The 15,362-nt window shown below is 43.9% G+C and carries 17 protein-coding genes; all 17 read left to right on the forward strand.

The window, feature by feature from the left end; all coding sequences use genetic code 11:
* Positions 1-25: 25 nt before the first annotated feature.
* The 17 genes from NSQ72_RS06015 (at position 26) to NSQ72_RS06095 (ending at position 15,358) form a co-directional block, all read left to right on the forward strand.
* Positions 26-1,063 (forward strand): sulfate ABC transporter substrate-binding protein, encoded by a 1,038-nt coding sequence (locus NSQ72_RS06015; protein ID WP_106025260.1) that lies wholly within the window; start codon positions 26-28, stop codon positions 1,061-1,063.
* 11 nt (positions 1,064-1,074) lie between these two features.
* On the forward strand, positions 1,075-1,920 hold the full coding sequence (gene cysT / locus NSQ72_RS06020; RefSeq protein WP_106025259.1) for a sulfate ABC transporter permease subunit CysT: 846 nt from the start codon (positions 1,075-1,077) through the stop codon (positions 1,918-1,920).
* A gap of 5 nt (positions 1,921-1,925) precedes the next feature.
* Positions 1,926-2,795, forward strand: a complete 870-nt coding sequence (cysW, locus tag NSQ72_RS06025; protein ID WP_059376840.1) for a sulfate ABC transporter permease subunit CysW — start codon at positions 1,926-1,928, stop codon at positions 2,793-2,795.
* Between the two features lie 15 nt (positions 2,796-2,810).
* Complete coding sequence (locus NSQ72_RS06030; protein ID WP_185847123.1) at positions 2,811-3,542, forward strand: sulfate/molybdate ABC transporter ATP-binding protein; 732 nt, start codon at positions 2,811-2,813, stop codon at positions 3,540-3,542.
* 240 nt (positions 3,543-3,782) lie between these two features.
* Positions 3,783-4,250 (forward strand): PTS sugar transporter subunit IIA, encoded by a 468-nt coding sequence (locus NSQ72_RS06035; protein ID WP_058838933.1) that lies wholly within the window; start codon positions 3,783-3,785, stop codon positions 4,248-4,250.
* 53 nt (positions 4,251-4,303) lie between these two features.
* Entirely contained in the window at positions 4,304-5,677 is a 1,374-nt protein-coding gene (locus NSQ72_RS06040) for a PTS galactitol transporter subunit IIC (RefSeq protein WP_025093457.1), read from the forward strand.
* Between the two features lie 19 nt (positions 5,678-5,696).
* Positions 5,697-5,975 carry a PTS sugar transporter subunit IIB gene (locus tag NSQ72_RS06045; RefSeq protein ID WP_047203576.1) on the forward strand — a complete coding sequence of 93 codons (279 nt, stop codon included), beginning with the start codon at positions 5,697-5,699 and terminating at the stop codon, positions 5,973-5,975.
* A 61-nt stretch (positions 5,976-6,036) separates the two neighbouring features.
* Positions 6,037-6,483 carry a hypothetical protein gene (locus NSQ72_RS06050; RefSeq protein WP_041085086.1) on the forward strand — a complete coding sequence of 149 codons (447 nt, stop codon included), beginning with the start codon at positions 6,037-6,039 and terminating at the stop codon, positions 6,481-6,483.
* The gene (locus NSQ72_RS06055; RefSeq protein WP_058838935.1) at positions 6,480-7,511 is read left to right on the forward strand and encodes an alcohol dehydrogenase catalytic domain-containing protein; all 1,032 of its coding nucleotides are present in this window, start codon (positions 6,480-6,482) and stop codon (positions 7,509-7,511) included. Before NSQ72_RS06050 ends, NSQ72_RS06055 begins: the two co-directional genes overlap by 4 nt.
* 180 nt (positions 7,512-7,691) lie before the next feature.
* A complete protein-coding gene (pdhA, locus tag NSQ72_RS06060) occupies positions 7,692-8,675 on the forward strand; it encodes a pyruvate dehydrogenase (acetyl-transferring) E1 component subunit alpha (protein ID WP_039177954.1) in 984 nt (327 codons plus the stop codon).
* A 31-nt stretch (positions 8,676-8,706) separates the two neighbouring features.
* Positions 8,707-9,687 carry an alpha-ketoacid dehydrogenase subunit beta gene (locus tag NSQ72_RS06065; protein ID WP_034281944.1) on the forward strand — a complete coding sequence of 327 codons (981 nt, stop codon included), beginning with the start codon at positions 8,707-8,709 and terminating at the stop codon, positions 9,685-9,687.
* 17 nt (positions 9,688-9,704) lie between these two features.
* Positions 9,705-11,030 carry a dihydrolipoamide acetyltransferase family protein gene (locus tag NSQ72_RS06070; RefSeq protein ID WP_064498342.1) on the forward strand — a complete coding sequence of 442 codons (1,326 nt, stop codon included), beginning with the start codon at positions 9,705-9,707 and terminating at the stop codon, positions 11,028-11,030.
* A 12-nt stretch (positions 11,031-11,042) separates the two neighbouring features.
* Positions 11,043-12,425 (forward strand): dihydrolipoyl dehydrogenase, encoded by a 1,383-nt coding sequence (gene lpdA, locus NSQ72_RS06075; protein ID WP_058838937.1) that lies wholly within the window; start codon positions 11,043-11,045, stop codon positions 12,423-12,425.
* A 31-nt stretch (positions 12,426-12,456) separates the two neighbouring features.
* On the forward strand, positions 12,457-13,152 hold the full coding sequence (locus NSQ72_RS06080; RefSeq protein WP_058838938.1) for an SDR family NAD(P)-dependent oxidoreductase: 696 nt from the start codon (positions 12,457-12,459) through the stop codon (positions 13,150-13,152).
* Positions 13,130-13,915: an SDR family NAD(P)-dependent oxidoreductase gene (locus tag NSQ72_RS06085; protein ID WP_058838939.1), complete on the forward strand. Its 786-nt coding sequence runs from the start codon at positions 13,130-13,132 to the stop codon at positions 13,913-13,915. The genes NSQ72_RS06080 and NSQ72_RS06085 overlap by 23 nt, the downstream gene beginning before the upstream one ends.
* A 93-nt stretch (positions 13,916-14,008) precedes the next feature.
* Positions 14,009-14,965 (forward strand): sugar-binding transcriptional regulator, encoded by a 957-nt coding sequence (locus NSQ72_RS06090; RefSeq protein ID WP_058838940.1) that lies wholly within the window; start codon positions 14,009-14,011, stop codon positions 14,963-14,965.
* 63 nt (positions 14,966-15,028) lie between these two features.
* Complete coding sequence (locus NSQ72_RS06095; protein WP_024426788.1) at positions 15,029-15,358, forward strand: hypothetical protein; 330 nt, start codon at positions 15,029-15,031, stop codon at positions 15,356-15,358.
* The last annotated feature ends 4 nt before the right edge of the window (positions 15,359-15,362 follow it).

Genomic DNA, 15,362 nt, shown 5'->3' on the forward strand with positions numbered 1-15,362 from the left:
TTTGATAACAGGGGAGCGGGATAACGTGAAAAAGTGGAAATGGGTCTCGGTTGTAACCATCGTAGTGGTCTTGGCTGTGACGAGTGCTGCGTGCTCAAACGCAAACGAATCCTCAAAGCAAAAGGGGAAGGTTGAGCTGTTAAATGTTTCGTATGATCCTACACGTGAATTGTATCAGGAATACAATCAAGCCTTTCAGACGTATTGGAAAGACAAAACAGGTGAGGATGTCACGATCAAGCAGTCTCACGGTGGATCAGGAAAGCAGGGAAGATCGATTATTGATGGACTCGAGGCAGATGTGGCAACGCTGGCTTTAGGGTATGACATTGATGCGATTGCAGATCGCGGACTGCTTTCGAAAGATTGGCAAAAAGAATTTCCAAATCAGTCAACTCCGTATACATCGACCATTGTGTTTCTTGTGAAGAAAGGGAACCCCAAAAATATTAAAGACTGGGACGACTTGATTAAACCAGGTGTGTCCATCATTACACCAAATCCGAAAACGTCCGGCGGTGCGAGATGGAATTACTTAGCTGCATGGGCATATGCCGATAAAACATTTCATGGGAATGAAGACAAAACAAAGGATTTTGTCAAAAAGCTATATGAACATGTCGAAGTCCTTGATTCAGGTGCACGCGGGGCCACAACGACCTTTGTTGAACGCGGTCTTGGAGATGTGTTAATTGCATGGGAAAATGAAGCCTATTTAACACAGCACGAACTAGGCAAAGACAAATTTGAGATTGTCACCCCATCGATTAGTATTCTAGCAGAGCCGCCTGTTGCGGTCGTCGATCAAAATGTGAAACGTAAAGGAACAGAGAAAGTGGCAAAGGCTTATTTAGATTATTTATATTCTAAAAAAGGGCAGGAAATTGCGGCGAAAAACTATTATCGTCCTAGAAATCAAGAAGTCTTAAACAAATATAAAGACCAGTTTAAAAAGATTGATATGGTGACGATTGATCAAGCATTTGGCGGGTGGAGAAAGGCGCAGAAAAGATTTTTTGATGATGGCGGCTTATTTGATCAAATATACAGCGGACAAAAATAGGGGGCGATGTGATGAAGAAAACACATGCAGCCGCCAATAAAAGAAAACGTATATTGCCTGGATTTGGGCTGAGCCTTGGGGTGACGCTCGTTTATGTAAGTGCGATTGTCGTCATTCCTTTATCCATGGTATTTATTTGGACGGCTTCATTAGGAGCAGAGGGGATCTGGAAGGTGTTTACCGATGCAAGAGTATTGAAGTCGCTCCAGCTGACCGTGACGACTTCCTTTGCAGCTGCTCTCATCAATGCAGGGTTTGGTGTACTGATTGCCTGGGTTCTCGCCAGGTACACATTTCCCGGAAAGAAAATTTTAGATGCTCTCATCGATTTGCCTTTTGCGCTCCCAACGGCTGTTGCGGGTATCGCTCTCACCACCCTTTATTCTCCAAATGGGTGGATTGGTCAATTTCTGCATTTAAAGGTGGCATACACACCGATTGGGATTATTTTGGCACTTATTTTTATCGGCATACCATTCGTTATCCGAACCGTTCAGCCTGTGATAGAAGGGCTGCAGCAGGAAGTGGAAGAGGCTGCGGCGATTCTTGGTGCGACAAGGAGACAGACCTTTTTTCACGTGCTGCTACCAGCCTTGTTTCCTGCGGTGATGACTGGATTTTCACTTGCGTTTGCAAGAGCACTAGGGGAATATGGCTCTGTTGTGTTTATTGCTGGAAATATTCCGTTTAAAACAGAAATTACACCGCTGATGATCATGTCCAAGCTTGAACAATATGATTATCATGGTGCAGCAGCGATTGCATGCTTGATGCTGATTCTTTCGTTTTTCATCCTGTTATTGATTCACGGCATTCAGTGGTATGTTGAGCGGAAAAAACAAGTATACGTGAGGTGAAACCATTGGAGAGAGAGCTTAGTCATCGGCATCATGTTCAGTATAAAAGTCCTGTAACCGAATCTAAAGCGGTGAAAATCCTATTAATTACGGTGGTGTATGCTTTTTTGATTTTATTTTTACTCATACCGCTGATCGCCGTGTTTTCAAAGGCCTTTGAGAAAGGGTGGAGTTCATACCTTCTGGCCATCTCACATCCAGATACACTAGCGGCAATCAAATTGACCGTTTTCATTGTCGTCGTCACCTTGCCGCTTCAAATGATCTTCGGGGTGAGTGCTGCATGGCTTATCACAAAATTTAACTTCCGCGGCAAACGTTTGTTAACGACTGTAATTGACCTCCCGTTTGCCGTTTCGCCTGTGATTGCTGGACTTGTATTTGTGCTTTTATTTGGTTCAAACGGGCTTTTAGGACCTTGGCTTATGGAGAATGGATGGAAAGTCATTTATTCTGTACCAGGCATGATTCTAGCAACCATATTCGTGACATTTCCGTTTATTGCTAGAGAATTAATCCCGTTTATGCAGCATGAAGGCATTCATGAGGAGGAAGCATCACTCACACTTGGTGCAAACGGATGGAAGACTTTTTTTCTTGTGACACTCCCAAATATCAAATGGGCTCTTTTTTACGGCGTTATTTTAGCCGGGGCAAGAGCGATTGGTGAATTTGGTGCTGTGTCGGTTGTATCAGGTCATATTCGAGGGATGACCAATACGATGCCGCTTCATATCGAAATTTTATACAATGAGTACCAATTTCAAGCCGCTTTTGCTGTGGCGTCTCTTATGGCATTTGTGGCAGTCATTACTTTAATCATTAAACAAATCATTCAGCAGAGGGATCACCGGCTTGGCAAGCGGTCAACATAAATGGAGGGATCGGCCTTGGGGATTACAGCAAAACAAATATCAAAACAATTTGGTCAGACAAAGGTTTTGCAAAACGTGGATTTATCGATAAGAAATGGTGAATTGATTTCTTTATTAGGACCATCTGGCTCTGGAAAGACGACGTTATTAAGAATCATTGCAGGTCTTGATTACGCCAATAACGGGCAAGTTTTATTCGGAGATCAGGATTACACACACATTCCAGTACGAAAACGGCAAATCGGTTTTGTGTTTCAGCAATATGCGCTTTTTCGAAATATGACGGTTTTTGATAATGTGGCATATGGGCTGAAAATTAAACCTAGAGGAGAAAGACTGCCTAAAAAAGACATCAAAGAGCGGGTGCATGAGCTTTTAGAGGTTGTTCAGCTCACGCAGTATGAGCAGCGTTATCCAGAGCAGCTGTCAGGCGGACAAAAGCAGCGTGTAGCACTGGCACGAGCACTTGCCGTTCAGCCGAAGGCACTCCTCTTAGATGAACCCTTTGGCGCTCTTGATACAAAGGTGAGGAAAGAATTAAGGCATTGGCTGAAAAAAGTTCATCGTGACTTTCAAATGACCACTATTTTTGTGACACATGATCAAGAAGAAGCATTCGATATTGCTGATCGTGTCGTGGTGATGAATGAAGGAAGAATCGAAAAAATTGGCACAAAGGAAGAAATGGCAGTACAGACAGACAATCTATTTGTATCTGAATTTTTAGATATAGGAAGCCACATTTAACAAGAAGTATAGAAGGCGAGTAGAGAAAGACGCAGTGATCACTGCGTCTTTTTTTTATAAAAATTTCCCTAGGAACATTGACTTATAATTTTGAATATTATAATATCTTTACAAAGGTAACAACATTGAACATTTTTCAGAACGCATAATTGTAAGCGCTTTATAAAAGGTTCTTTTCTAAAATGTTCATTCTTTTTGTTACATGTGTTCATATTTATACCAAATGAAAGGGGTGGTTGTTTGAATAACTTGTTTGAGTTAAATGAACAACTGATTACGCTGCAGTTCGAAGCATCTTCGAGAGAGGAGGTGACGACATACTTAGCAGACAGGTTAGAAGCTGGAGGGTACATTAAATCGAGCTATTTACCTGCAGTGCTTGAAAGAGAAAAAACATATCCTACAGGTCTCCCGCTTGCAACTTTTGGGGTAGCGATTCCGCATACAGATCCTGAGCATGTGAACAAACCGGCGATTAGTGTTGCTACATTAAAGGAACCTGTCGTGTTTCATAAGATGGGGAGCCCCGATGAAACAGTGCAAGCCAAAATTGTGTTTGTCCTAGCAATCTCTGAGCCTAGTAAGCAGCTTGTGATGCTCGAGAAGCTGATGACACTTTTTAGAAAAGAAGAAGTGATGACAAAGCTGTCTCACATGACCTCTTATGAAGAAGCGGCTCACTTGCTTCAACAAGAGCTAAACCAATAATCATTCATGAAATAATGTAAGCGCTTTATCTGAAAAATTCAGGAGGTGGATGTATGATCAAGCAAGCCGTCGATTTTATATTAGACCTTGGACCAACTATTATGCTCCCGATTATTATGACGCTTTTCGGTATGATTTTAAGGCAGGGCTTTAAGAAATCTTTCCGAGCCGGTATTACGATCGGAATTGGATTTGTCGGTGTCAATCTTGTCATTAATTTGCTCGTGAGCGGTCTTGGGCCAGCAGCGAAAGCTATGGTTAATTCCCTTGGGCTAAAGCTCGACATTTTGGATGTTGGATGGCCGATTGGCGCTGCCATATCCTTTGGTACACCTGTTGCCCCGCTCATGATTCCTCTTGTGCTTTTGTTAAATGTGATTTTATTGTCCGTAAACTTCACGAAAACACTGAATGTGGATATTTGGAACTTCTGGCATTTAATTTTCGCAGCCTCTGTTACTTACTACGCTTATCATAATATGTTCTTGGCTCTTGCTGTTGGCTTGATTGTTTCTGCGATCACGCTTAAATTAGCCGATTGGACAGCGCCGACAATCGAACACCATTTTGGATTAAAAGGCGTATCGATGGCTCATGCTGAAACGGTCAACTTCGCACCGCTGATGTATGCGTCCAACCGCGTCATTGATAAAATTCCTGGTTTAAACAAAATTCATGCTGATCCAGAAACATTAAAGAAACGCTTTGGCATCTTTGGTGAACCGCTTGTGATGGGTCTCATACTTGGTATCATTATTGGTCTTCTCGGCGGCTATGATGCAAAAGGCGTGATGACACTCGGGATTCAAATGGCAGCAGTTCTTGTCTTAATGCCAAGAATGGTTGCGTTATTAATGGAAGGACTGATTCCAATCTCTGAGGGCGCTCGTTCTTATATTCAAAAGCGTTTCCCAGGGAAAAATGTCTATATTGGTTTAGATACAGCAATTGTCATTGGTCATCCAGCGAATATGGCGGTAGCCCTTTTAATGGTGCCGATTACGATTTTGCTCGCTGTTGTTCTGCCTTACAATGGCATGCTTCCGTTTGCTGACTTATCGGTTCTGCCATTTACAGTTGTCTGGGCAGTAGCAGCCGCTCGTGGAAATATTATTCGCGGCCTTATTAACAGTATTTTTACATTAATGATTGTCTTCTTTATCGCAACGAACCTTGCACCGCTTGCAACGACCATGGGGAAAGCCGTCGGCTTTGATTTCCCAGAAGGGGCAAACATGATTTCAGGTATTGACCTTGGTTCTCACGTCATTCCTTGGATCATGGTGAGACTTCTTGATCCGAGCAACCCTTACTTTATTGCAGCGATTATCTGTGCTCTGGCTTATGCGCTTCTATGGTACTGGGTGCGAAATGATATTAAAAAGCAGTATGCAAAAGAAATGGGTTTAGATCAGAAAGAACAATAAATGAGCTGGAGGGATTCTAATGGCGAAGAAAATATTAGTATCATGCGGAACGGCAGTTGCAACATCAACGGTTGTGGCTAAAAAGGTAGAAGAGACATTAAAGGAAAAAGGATATGATGTCGTGGTGGAACAATGTAAGGCATCTGAAGTCCCGCAAAAAGCAGAGGGCGCCGATTTAATTGTGACAACAACGCCTGTGAGTGATACAAAAGGGACACCTGTGATTCAAACATTATCCTTTTTAACTGGATTTGGCATTGAAGATGATATCGAGAAAATCATAGAGCATATCAAGTAGAGGGCTATTTTCTGAAGGAGCTTTCGCGGCTCCTTCTAGTGATTTGAAAGGAGGAAGTCTCATGCAGCATCATGCTTATAGCCGAACGTCGGCAGTGTTGTCTATTTTTCTTCCGGCTGTGCTCATCTGTCTGTTTTTTCTCTGGTCTCTTTATACGTTATGGTCAGCAGGACCTGAGCCGTTAGCTGTGCTGGGCGTTTATACACTGCCGATTCTCATGCTGTCTAGTATCACAGGACTGAACCAGCCGACAAATGTCGTCATTAGTGAAGATCAACTGAAGATAGGGGCTTTTGGCAGATGGCACACATATGCTGTGTCTGATATTAAAGGAAAGCTTTTTTTAAAGCCATATCCTCATATCGGGAAAGTCTATGTCAGGGTGGGACCAGCCCGGATATTCGGAGGGCGTTACTGGATATCAAGTGAGATGAGTGAGTACAAACAGCTTGTGCAAACGTTACAGGATTTTGCGAAGGGTGATGAAAAGGAGGATGCAGCTACATGAAATCAGCTGTCTTTTATTCTTCAGAGGACATTCGGTATGAGGAGCGGAACCGGCCAGTCATCGGTGATGATGAAGTTCTGTTAAAGCTGCGAGCCTGCGGCTTATGCGGAACGGATATTTATAAAGCAACGCATGAGACAGTACCTCCTGGGACCGTGCTGGGACATGAAATCGCTGGTGATGTTGTCGAGACCGGCACACGCGTGACAAATGTCCAGACGGGAGACAGGGTCTATGTGGCGCATCATGTGCCTTGTTTCACCTGTGACTTTTGTCAAAAGGGATTCTATACGATGTGTCCGCAGTTTACAGCCACAAATGTAGAGCCAGGAGGGTTTTCAGAATATATCCGTATACCTGCTTTGCATGTCAAGCACACGATGGGCAAGCTTCCAAAAGACGTATCCTATGAGCAAGGGGCGATGGTAGAACCCGTTGCCTGCTGCCTGCACGGGTTTGAACGAGCACCTGTTCATCCAGGAGATTCCGTCTTGATCCTTGGAGCGGGGCAAATTGGCTGTATTCAATTGCAGCTTGCCAAATATTATTTAGCTGGAAAAGTGATGATAACAGATGTGAATGAGAATAGACTGCTGCGTGCGAGAAGTTTAGGTGCAGATGCCGCTTTTCATCCAGCAGCTGAGCCAGTGGAAAACCGGGTGATGAAAGAAACAGATGGTAAGGGAGCAGACCTCGTTATTATTTCTGTTGGGAGCAGTGCGCTTTTAAAAGAGGCGTTTCAAGCTGTAGCGCGAGGCGGGACGATTTTGGTGTTTGCTCATTTTCCAAAGGGAGATGTGGCCATTCCTGCTGAACGATTTTTCAATGATGAAGTGAAGGTAGTAGGAGCCTATTCATCGCATCCATATCATTATCGTGAAGCCCTTGAGCTTCTGAAAGCAAAAGTGGTCAACACTGAAAAGATGGTGACGCACCGTTATCCGTTAAGCCAGCTGCTTCAGGCGATAGAATGTGCAAGGAATCCTGAGGGTGAGAGCGTCAAAATCATGATGTATCCAGATGAATGAGTGTAGGAGATTAAAAGAGAAAGAGAAGTTCTTTGGAAAAGGGCTTTGCCTTTCTCTTTTTTTCTGACAAAAGATGAAAACGCTTAAAAATGAGAGAGAATTGCTTGACTTCGTTGACACTTAAACGTATGATAATTACAAATGTAACATACAAGAACAAATGTAAAGGGGAGAGAAGAAATGCAAAAACAAATCACTTTGCCTGAACAGATTAGTCATGAGAAATTAGCAGATTTATATAAACAAATGTGGTTAGTGAGATATTTTGATGAAAAGGTCGATCAATTCTTTGCAAAAGGACTTATCCATGGCACCACTCATTTATGTGTTGGACAGGAAGCATCAGCTGTTGGATCGATTGCCGTATTAAAAGATAAAGATAAGATCGTCAGCACACACCGAGGACATGGTCACTGTATTGCAAAAGGGGCCGAGGTCAATAAAATGATGGCTGAATTGTTTGGACGTGAAACCGGTTATTGTAAAGGAAAAGGCGGCTCCATGCATATCGCGGACTTAGAAAAAGGAAATCTTGGGGCAAATGGAATTGTTGGCGGCGGTATCCCGCTGGCAACAGGTGCAGCGCTCACATCTAAAATGAAGCAGGAAGGCTTTGTTGTTCTTTGTTTCTTCGGAGATGGTGCCACAAATGAAGGCAGCTTCCATGAAGCTTTAAACCTCGCATCCATTTGGGATTTACCGGTTGTGTTTATTTGTGAAAACAACCAGTACGGTATGTCTGGTCCTGTGAAAGAAATGATCAACATTGAAGATATTTCAACAAGAGCAGAAAGCTACGGAATGCCAGGGAAAACAGTTGATGGAAATGACATGGTTGAAATTATGAACACAGTTGATGAAGCAGTCAGCCGTGCGAGAGCGGGAGAAGGCCCATCACTTATTGAAATGAAAACGTACCGCTGGAAGGGTCACTCTAAGAGTGATGCGAAAAAATACCGTACACGTGAAGAAGAGACAGAGTGGAGACAAAAAGACGGCATCAAACGCTTTAAGTCTCTCTTGATTGAACTGAATGTTTTGACAGAAGAGCAGGCAGCAAGCTTACAGGAAGAAGCGAAGCAGGAAATTGAAGCGTCTGTAGAATTCGCCAAAAACAGTAAAGAACCGTCAATTGACACACTATTAGAGGATGTATACGCCTAATTAGGAGGGGAATCACGTGACAAAAACAACAGTGAGAGAGATTTCATATTTAGAAGCTGTTCGAGAGGCTATGAGTCAGGAAATGAGAGAAAACCAAGATGTCTTCATTTTAGGTGAAGATATTGGCGTATATGGAGGTGCTTTTGGGGTCACGCGCGGCATGATTGAAGAATTTGGTCCAGAGCGCGTTCGCAATACACCTATCTCAGAGGCTGCCATCGCAGGTGGGGCAGTCGGAGCGGCTTTAACCGGTATGCGTCCGATTTTAGAACTTCAATTCTCTGACTTTATTACAATCGCAATGGATCAGCTTGTGAACCAAGCAGCCAAAACACGATACATGTTTGGCGGAAAAGGGAAGGTGCCGCTTGTTGTAAGAACGCCAGCAGGATCGGGAACGGGTGCAGCGGCGCAGCACTCACAAAGCTTAGAAGCGTGGATGGCACATATTCCAGGACTCAAAGTGGTTCAGCCTTCAACAGCCTATGATGCAAAAGGTCTTTTAAAAGCAGCGATGGATGATGACAACCCTGTCATTTTCTACGAGCACAAGCTTTTATATAAAACAATCGGTGAAGTGCCTGAAGAGCAATATTCAATTCCTCTAGGAAAAGCAGATGTGAAAAGAAGCGGGAAAGACGTCACGATTGTAGCAACAGCGATTATGGTTCACAAAGCGTTAGAAGCGGCGAAGGAACTAGAAGCAGAGGGAATCGATGTTGAAATCATTGACCCAAGAACACTTGTCCCATTAGATGAAGAAACGATTATCGAATCTGTGAAGAAAACAGGTAAATGTATCGTGGTTCATGAAGCGGTAAAACGAGGCGGCTATGGCGGAGAGATTGCAAGTATGATAGCGGAAAGTGAAGCCTTTGACTACTTAGATGCTCCAATTAAACGACTTGGCGGTCTTGCGGTTCCAATACCATACAACCCGACGCTGGAAAAAGCGGTCATTCCACAAGTGCCAGATATTATTGAAGCAGCAAAAGAGCTTGTGCGCTCTTAAGTAAAGGGGAGAAGATCATGCCAAAAGAGATATTTATGCCGAAGCTAAGCAGTACGATGGAAGTCGGCACCTTGCTTCAATGGTTTAAAGAAGAAGGAGATTCGGTTGAAATCGGTGAGCCTCTTTTTGAAATTATGACAGACAAGATCAATATCGAAGTGGAAGCCTATGATGATGGTATTTTTCTAAAGAAATATTATGAAGCCGATGATCAAATTCCAGTCAATGCTGTCATTGGATATATCGGAGAGGCAAATGAACAGGTGCCAAGCGAACCGCCAGCACAATCAGATGAAGATTCATCCGGGAGCAGCGAATCGGCTTCATCAGACACGGCTTCATCCAGTTCTACTGAAGCCCCAAAAACACCTAATGAAAAAGTGCGTGCCACTCCTGCGGCGAGAAAAACGGCAAAGGATCATCATGTGGCGATTCATGAGGTATCTGGCACAGGACCTAAAGGCAGAGTTCAAAAGCGGGACGTCGAGGCGGCTGTCCACTCTAATGAGAAAGATCAACGCGTGTCACCTCTAGCAGAGAAAGTGGCTGCTCGTGAAGGAATCGATTTAGCGAATGTTGCTGGATCTGGTGCGCACGGAAAAATTATGAAGAGTGATGTAACGGCAGCAGCTGCACAAACAGCTGAGTCTTCTCCAGTCAAAACACAAAAACTAGCTGGCATGAGAAAAGTGATCGCTGATCGCATGTCACAAAGTGCCTTTACAGCACCGCACGTGACATTAACAAGTGAAATCGATATGACAAAAGCAAAAGAAGTACGCAAACAGCTATTGCCAGCGATTGAAAAAGAGACAGGCTACAGACTGTCGTTCACAGAAATTATCATTCATGCGGTTAGCAATGTACTCACGAGACACCCGCATATCAATATGACGTTTGAACAAAATGAGCTCCATTTCCATGATGATGTGCACATTGGTCTCGCTGTCGCTGTAAAAGATGGCTTAATGGTTCCAGTCATTTCTCATGCGAACCAAAAAGGATTAAAACAGCTGACAAAAGAGGCGAAAGAAATCGGCCGAAACGCACGTGACCAAAAACTGCTGCCAGACCAGCTGAAAGGGTCCACTTTTACCATTAGTAACTTAGGTATGTATGCCATTGATACCTTTACCCCGATTATCAATCAGCCAGAAGTGGCGATCTTAGGCGTTGGGCGCATTCAAGAAAAACCTGTTGTGGTAGATGGAGAAATTCAGGTGCGGCCGATGATGGGCGTTAGTTTATCGTTTGATCACCGAGTGGTAGATGGCGCACCAGCGGCTGCCTTTTTAACAGACCTTAAAAAAGTGCTTGAACAACCATTTGAATTGCTAATGTAGGAGATGAATCGGATGACGAAAACGTATGATCTGACAGTCATTGGCGGAGGGCCTGGCGGGTATACTGCCGCCCTTCAAGCAGCTGAGCGTGGACGGAAGGTCGCATTGATTGAAGAGGATTTTCTTGGCGGTACTTGTTTAAATCGGGGCTGCATTCCTTCAAAGACACTGCTCAAACATGCAGAAGTCATTGAATCAATTGAGAAGGCGAAAAGCTGGGGAATTGAAACAGGTGATTTGGTCCTTTCCTTCGATAAAATGAGAAAGCGCAAAGATGACGTCATTGAAAAGCTCAGAGGCGGAATTGCCTTTTTATTAAAGCAAGGAAAGATTGATGTATATAACGGCAGAGGTACAGCTGTGACAAGACACCAGATTGAGATTGAAAAACAAGATGGTTCAGAATTGATTGAAACGAAAGAGCTTATGATTGCCACTGGATCTTCACCCGCTATTCCGCCAATACCGGGCCTTAAAGACATTCAATTTGACACAAGTGATACGATCTTTGACATCCCAGATATTCCTGCTTCTGTCGTCATCATTGGCGGCGGTGTCATTGGACTTGAGCTGGCTTGTATCTTCCAGAGCCTTCAATCAAAAGTCACGATTATTGAAGCAGCTCCGTCCATTATTCCGCAAGAAGACGAGGAAGCATCTAAGCTGCTAGAAAGAGAATTAAAGAAAAAAGGCATCCATATCGCGAAGAAAACCACTGTGACAGAGGTAACGGAAAGCGAAGGAGTCAAAGCGGTTCATGCATCAGACGATAAAGGGGAGACGCATATCTTTACGGCTGAAAGACTGCTTGTTTGTGTAGGAAGAAGACCTGCTGTTTCTGCTGTCAGCCAGCTTGATCTTCAGCTGGATGGTCCTTTTATCAAGGTGAACGACAAGATGCAGACAAGCGTTGAAGGTGTCTATGCAGTTGGGGATGTTGCGGGCGGCTATCAACTGGCTCATGCAGCGATGGCAGAGGCCGCTGTTGCGGTCAGTAATATTTGCGGTGTGTCTGAAAAAATGAATGCTGATATCATGCCTAGATGTATTTATACATTACCAGAGGTAGCAAGTGTCGGTCTGACTGAGAAAGAGGCAAAAGCCAAAGGACTTAACGTGCGGGCAGAACGATTTGATTTAGCGGCAAGCGGTAAAGCACTAGCGGCAGGTGAGCAAACAGGCTTTATTAAATTGGTATACGATACAGCCTATGGTGAAGTGATTGGCGCGACGATGGTTGGCCCGCACGTCACAGAGATGATTTCAGAAGCTTCCTCCTTTATGTATTTAGAAGGAACAGCAGAAGAGATGGCGAAAATGATTCATCCGCATCCGACCATCTCAGAAGGTTTTTATGAAGCAGCACTTGATATCGTGAGTAAGCTGAGAAAATAATGGCCAAACAAGGGATAGGGAGGAGATACGTGTGCACGTCCAGCTTCATCAGAAAGCGGCACTTGTGACAGGTAGCACAGATGGATTTGGAGAAGCCATCTGCCTGGCTTTAGCCCGGGCAGGTGCACATGTTTTTTTACACACGTTTCATGATGAATCAAAGGCTAAAACCATTCGTGAAGACATTCAAAAAATGGGCGGTCAAGCGAGTATTATTCAGAACCCGCTGGAAACGCCGCATGATGCGACACGGATGCTGAGGCAAGTGATTGATACATGCGGTAAACTGGATATTCTGGTCAATCAAGCAGAGCAAGGAGCGTGCGCAGAGCTTGATGACGTGAGCCCTGATGGATGGGTAGATGAAGTGGAATCGGCTGTGAATACCGTCTTTCTTTCCAGTCAGGCTGCCGTATGGCATATGGTTGATCAGAAGCAAGGCTGCATCATTAATATATCGTCATCAGGCAGTATCACAGGAGATGGCGGGATCTCGCATGCTACTTCGAATTCTATGCTGAATGCCATGACAAAAGGGTTAGCGAGAGAATTTAAAGACAAAGGCATTCGGGTGCTTGCGCTGCTGCCTCCGCCTCTCGATTTGGTTCCTGATACAGAGCAAATCAAGGAGACTGTGGCACATATGACGGTGTTCCTCAGTACATCCTATGGTGCATTTACAGATGGCGTGGCGATTATGCTTGATGGGGGTGAGAGCGCTGGCTAATGATCAAAAACCAGTTCTCATCGTTGGCGGAGCACAAGGGATCGGAAAAGAAATAGCTGAGCGTTTTTTAAAAGAAGGACAGCCAGTTGCTGTGTCAGATATAGATGAAAAGGGACTTTCGCTCTTAAAGACACAGTATCCTCAGCTGCTGATATTTCAAGCTGACGTTTCATCGTGGGAAAGTGTTCAGCAAATGATATCAGCAGCTGAAAGGGAGCTGGGCGGTATTGCTCATCTTGTGTATTCAGCAGGAATGACAAAATCTCTGCCTTTTTTAGAAGTCGATTTTTCACTTTGGAAGAAGACACTGGCTGTGAACTTATATGGTCTTTACTATTGCATCAAAGCGTTGGCACCCTATATGTGTGAGCGGCAGGAAGGCAGTGTTGTCATTATTGGATCGGGATCGGCCATCACCGGCTCAGGCGGCGGTATTCAATATTATGCATCAAAAGCAGGTGCTTTTGGATTGATGCGATCGCTCGTAAAGGAACTAGGCTCCCATCATATACGCATCAATGTGATTGCTCCCCGCGTGATTGAGTCTCAAATGCTTGATACACTCTATCCGACTGTTGAGGAGAAAAGGCAGCTGCAATCACTCATTCCCATCGGAAGGTTAGGAAAGCCTGATGATATTGCAGGACTCACTTTATTTCTCACACGTGATGAGGGGAGTTATTTGCACGGACAAATTATCTTGTTAGACGGTGGGAGAACGTATCAGCCGAAATATACTGAGGGAAAAAGAGCGGAGAGTTAATCGCTCTTTTTGTCATTTTCATAACAATTGTTCCAATTGGAAACGAATGTTTGATATACTGGTAATCATAGTATATTAAAAGGATGATGTCACATGCTGAATTGGGAAGAAAGACGACAGCTCGTCAAAGTTGCTCATCTTTATTATACAGACGGGTGGACGCAGCAAGAAATTGCAAAAAAGCTCAATGTCTCAAGACCAGTCATTTCAAAGCTCTTACAAAAAGCAAAAGATGTGGGAATCGTTGAAGTGTACATTAAAGACGAAAGCATTCATACAGTGGAACTTGAGAAGCAGCTGGAAACAACCTTTCAATTAACAGATGCGGTCGTTGTCCCAAGTGTTGGGACAATGTCCGAGATGGTGAAGCGGGCAGTCGGTCAAGCAGGCGCCTATTATTTGTCTAAAAACATGAAAAATGCGGAGAAAATCGGTATTTCATGGGGGACGACGCTTGCTGAGCTTGTCAAAGAATATCCGTTTGAACGAAGAAACGATGTGAAGGTCATTCCTTTAGAGGGCGGAATGGGCAGGCAGGCAGTCGATATTCATGCCAATCAGCTGGCATATGAGCTGGCAAAGAAAATGAACGGCACGTGTTCCTATTTATATGCCCCTGCGATTTTAGAAACAGAAGAATTAAAAGAACGGCTAATGGCGATGCAGGACATAGAAGCTGTGCTTGAAGAAGGCAGAAATGTGGATATTGCCCTCATCGGTATTGGCAACCCGCATAAAGGGTCGACTTTAAAAACAGTCGGTTATTTAAAAGAAGAGGATTTATCTGGTTTAAGGCAATCAGGGGCTGTTGGTGATATTGGTTTTCGTTTCTTTGATGGAGCAGGAAAACCTGTCCAAGATGAACTGAATCAAAAGGTCATAGGCTTATCGCTGGAACAATTAAAGAGCGTCAAAACGGTCATCGCTGTTGTAGAAGGAACCCATAAAGCTGAAAGTATTTTAGGGGCTTTAAATGGTGGGTTCATCCAAGTACTGGTGACAGACGAACTAACGGCGGCAGCCATTTTAAAGGAAGCATCCGTGCAATAAAAGGCTTGCAGCGTTCGAATGGTATAACAAGAGCAACATCAAACGAGAAAGGAGCTGTGTATCTTGAAGAAAACCGAAATGGAAGCAAACCTACATTGTACTCGGTGCCAAGAAGAGACCCTCCACAGCATCGTTTATGTGAATGATCAGATGAAAAGCGTTGAGTGTACAGAGTGTCATCAAAAGATCAGTGTGCAAGTCGACATCATGAAGGAATTTTACAAAGAAGTATATGAAAAAATAGCGACAAAGCCAAAGCGGATCACGCAGGAATATAAGTCGAACCTGAATGGATTTATCTCAAGGCTCCCAATCCGCGTGCTTAGTAAGCCATACCGGCTCATGAGATATTTAAACGAATCATACAAAGTAATCAAACAATATAAAAAATGAAGCA

The organism is Bacillus sp. FSL R5-0659 (assembly GCF_038008785.1).
In the GTDB taxonomy this organism is placed as follows: Bacteria; Bacillota; Bacilli; order Bacillales; family Bacillaceae; genus Bacillus; species Bacillus safensis.

What these genes read in the sequence shown, in the direction of transcription:
- NSQ72_RS06040 (WP_025093457.1), top strand. Translation starts at nt 4,304, where the DNA reads ATGATCAAGCAAGCCGTCGATTTTATATTAGACCTTGGACCAACTATT.
- NSQ72_RS06090 (WP_058838940.1), top strand. Translation starts at nt 14,009, where the DNA reads ATGCTGAATTGGGAAGAAAGACGACAGCTCGTCAAAGTTGCTCATCTT.
- NSQ72_RS06050 (WP_041085086.1), top strand. Translation starts at nt 6,037, where the DNA reads ATGCAGCATCATGCTTATAGCCGAACGTCGGCAGTGTTGTCTATTTTT.
- NSQ72_RS06070 (WP_064498342.1), top strand. Translation starts at nt 9,705, where the DNA reads ATGCCAAAAGAGATATTTATGCCGAAGCTAAGCAGTACGATGGAAGTC.
- NSQ72_RS06085 (WP_058838939.1), top strand. Translation starts at nt 13,130, where the DNA reads ATGGGGGTGAGAGCGCTGGCTAATGATCAAAAACCAGTTCTCATCGTT.
- lpdA (WP_058838937.1), top strand. Translation starts at nt 11,043, where the DNA reads ATGACGAAAACGTATGATCTGACAGTCATTGGCGGAGGGCCTGGCGGG.
- NSQ72_RS06055 (WP_058838935.1), top strand. Translation starts at nt 6,480, where the DNA reads ATGAAATCAGCTGTCTTTTATTCTTCAGAGGACATTCGGTATGAGGAG.
- cysT (WP_106025259.1), top strand. Translation starts at nt 1,075, where the DNA reads ATGAAGAAAACACATGCAGCCGCCAATAAAAGAAAACGTATATTGCCT.
- NSQ72_RS06045 (WP_047203576.1), top strand. Translation starts at nt 5,697, where the DNA reads ATGGCGAAGAAAATATTAGTATCATGCGGAACGGCAGTTGCAACATCA.
- pdhA (WP_039177954.1), top strand. Translation starts at nt 7,692, where the DNA reads ATGCAAAAACAAATCACTTTGCCTGAACAGATTAGTCATGAGAAATTA.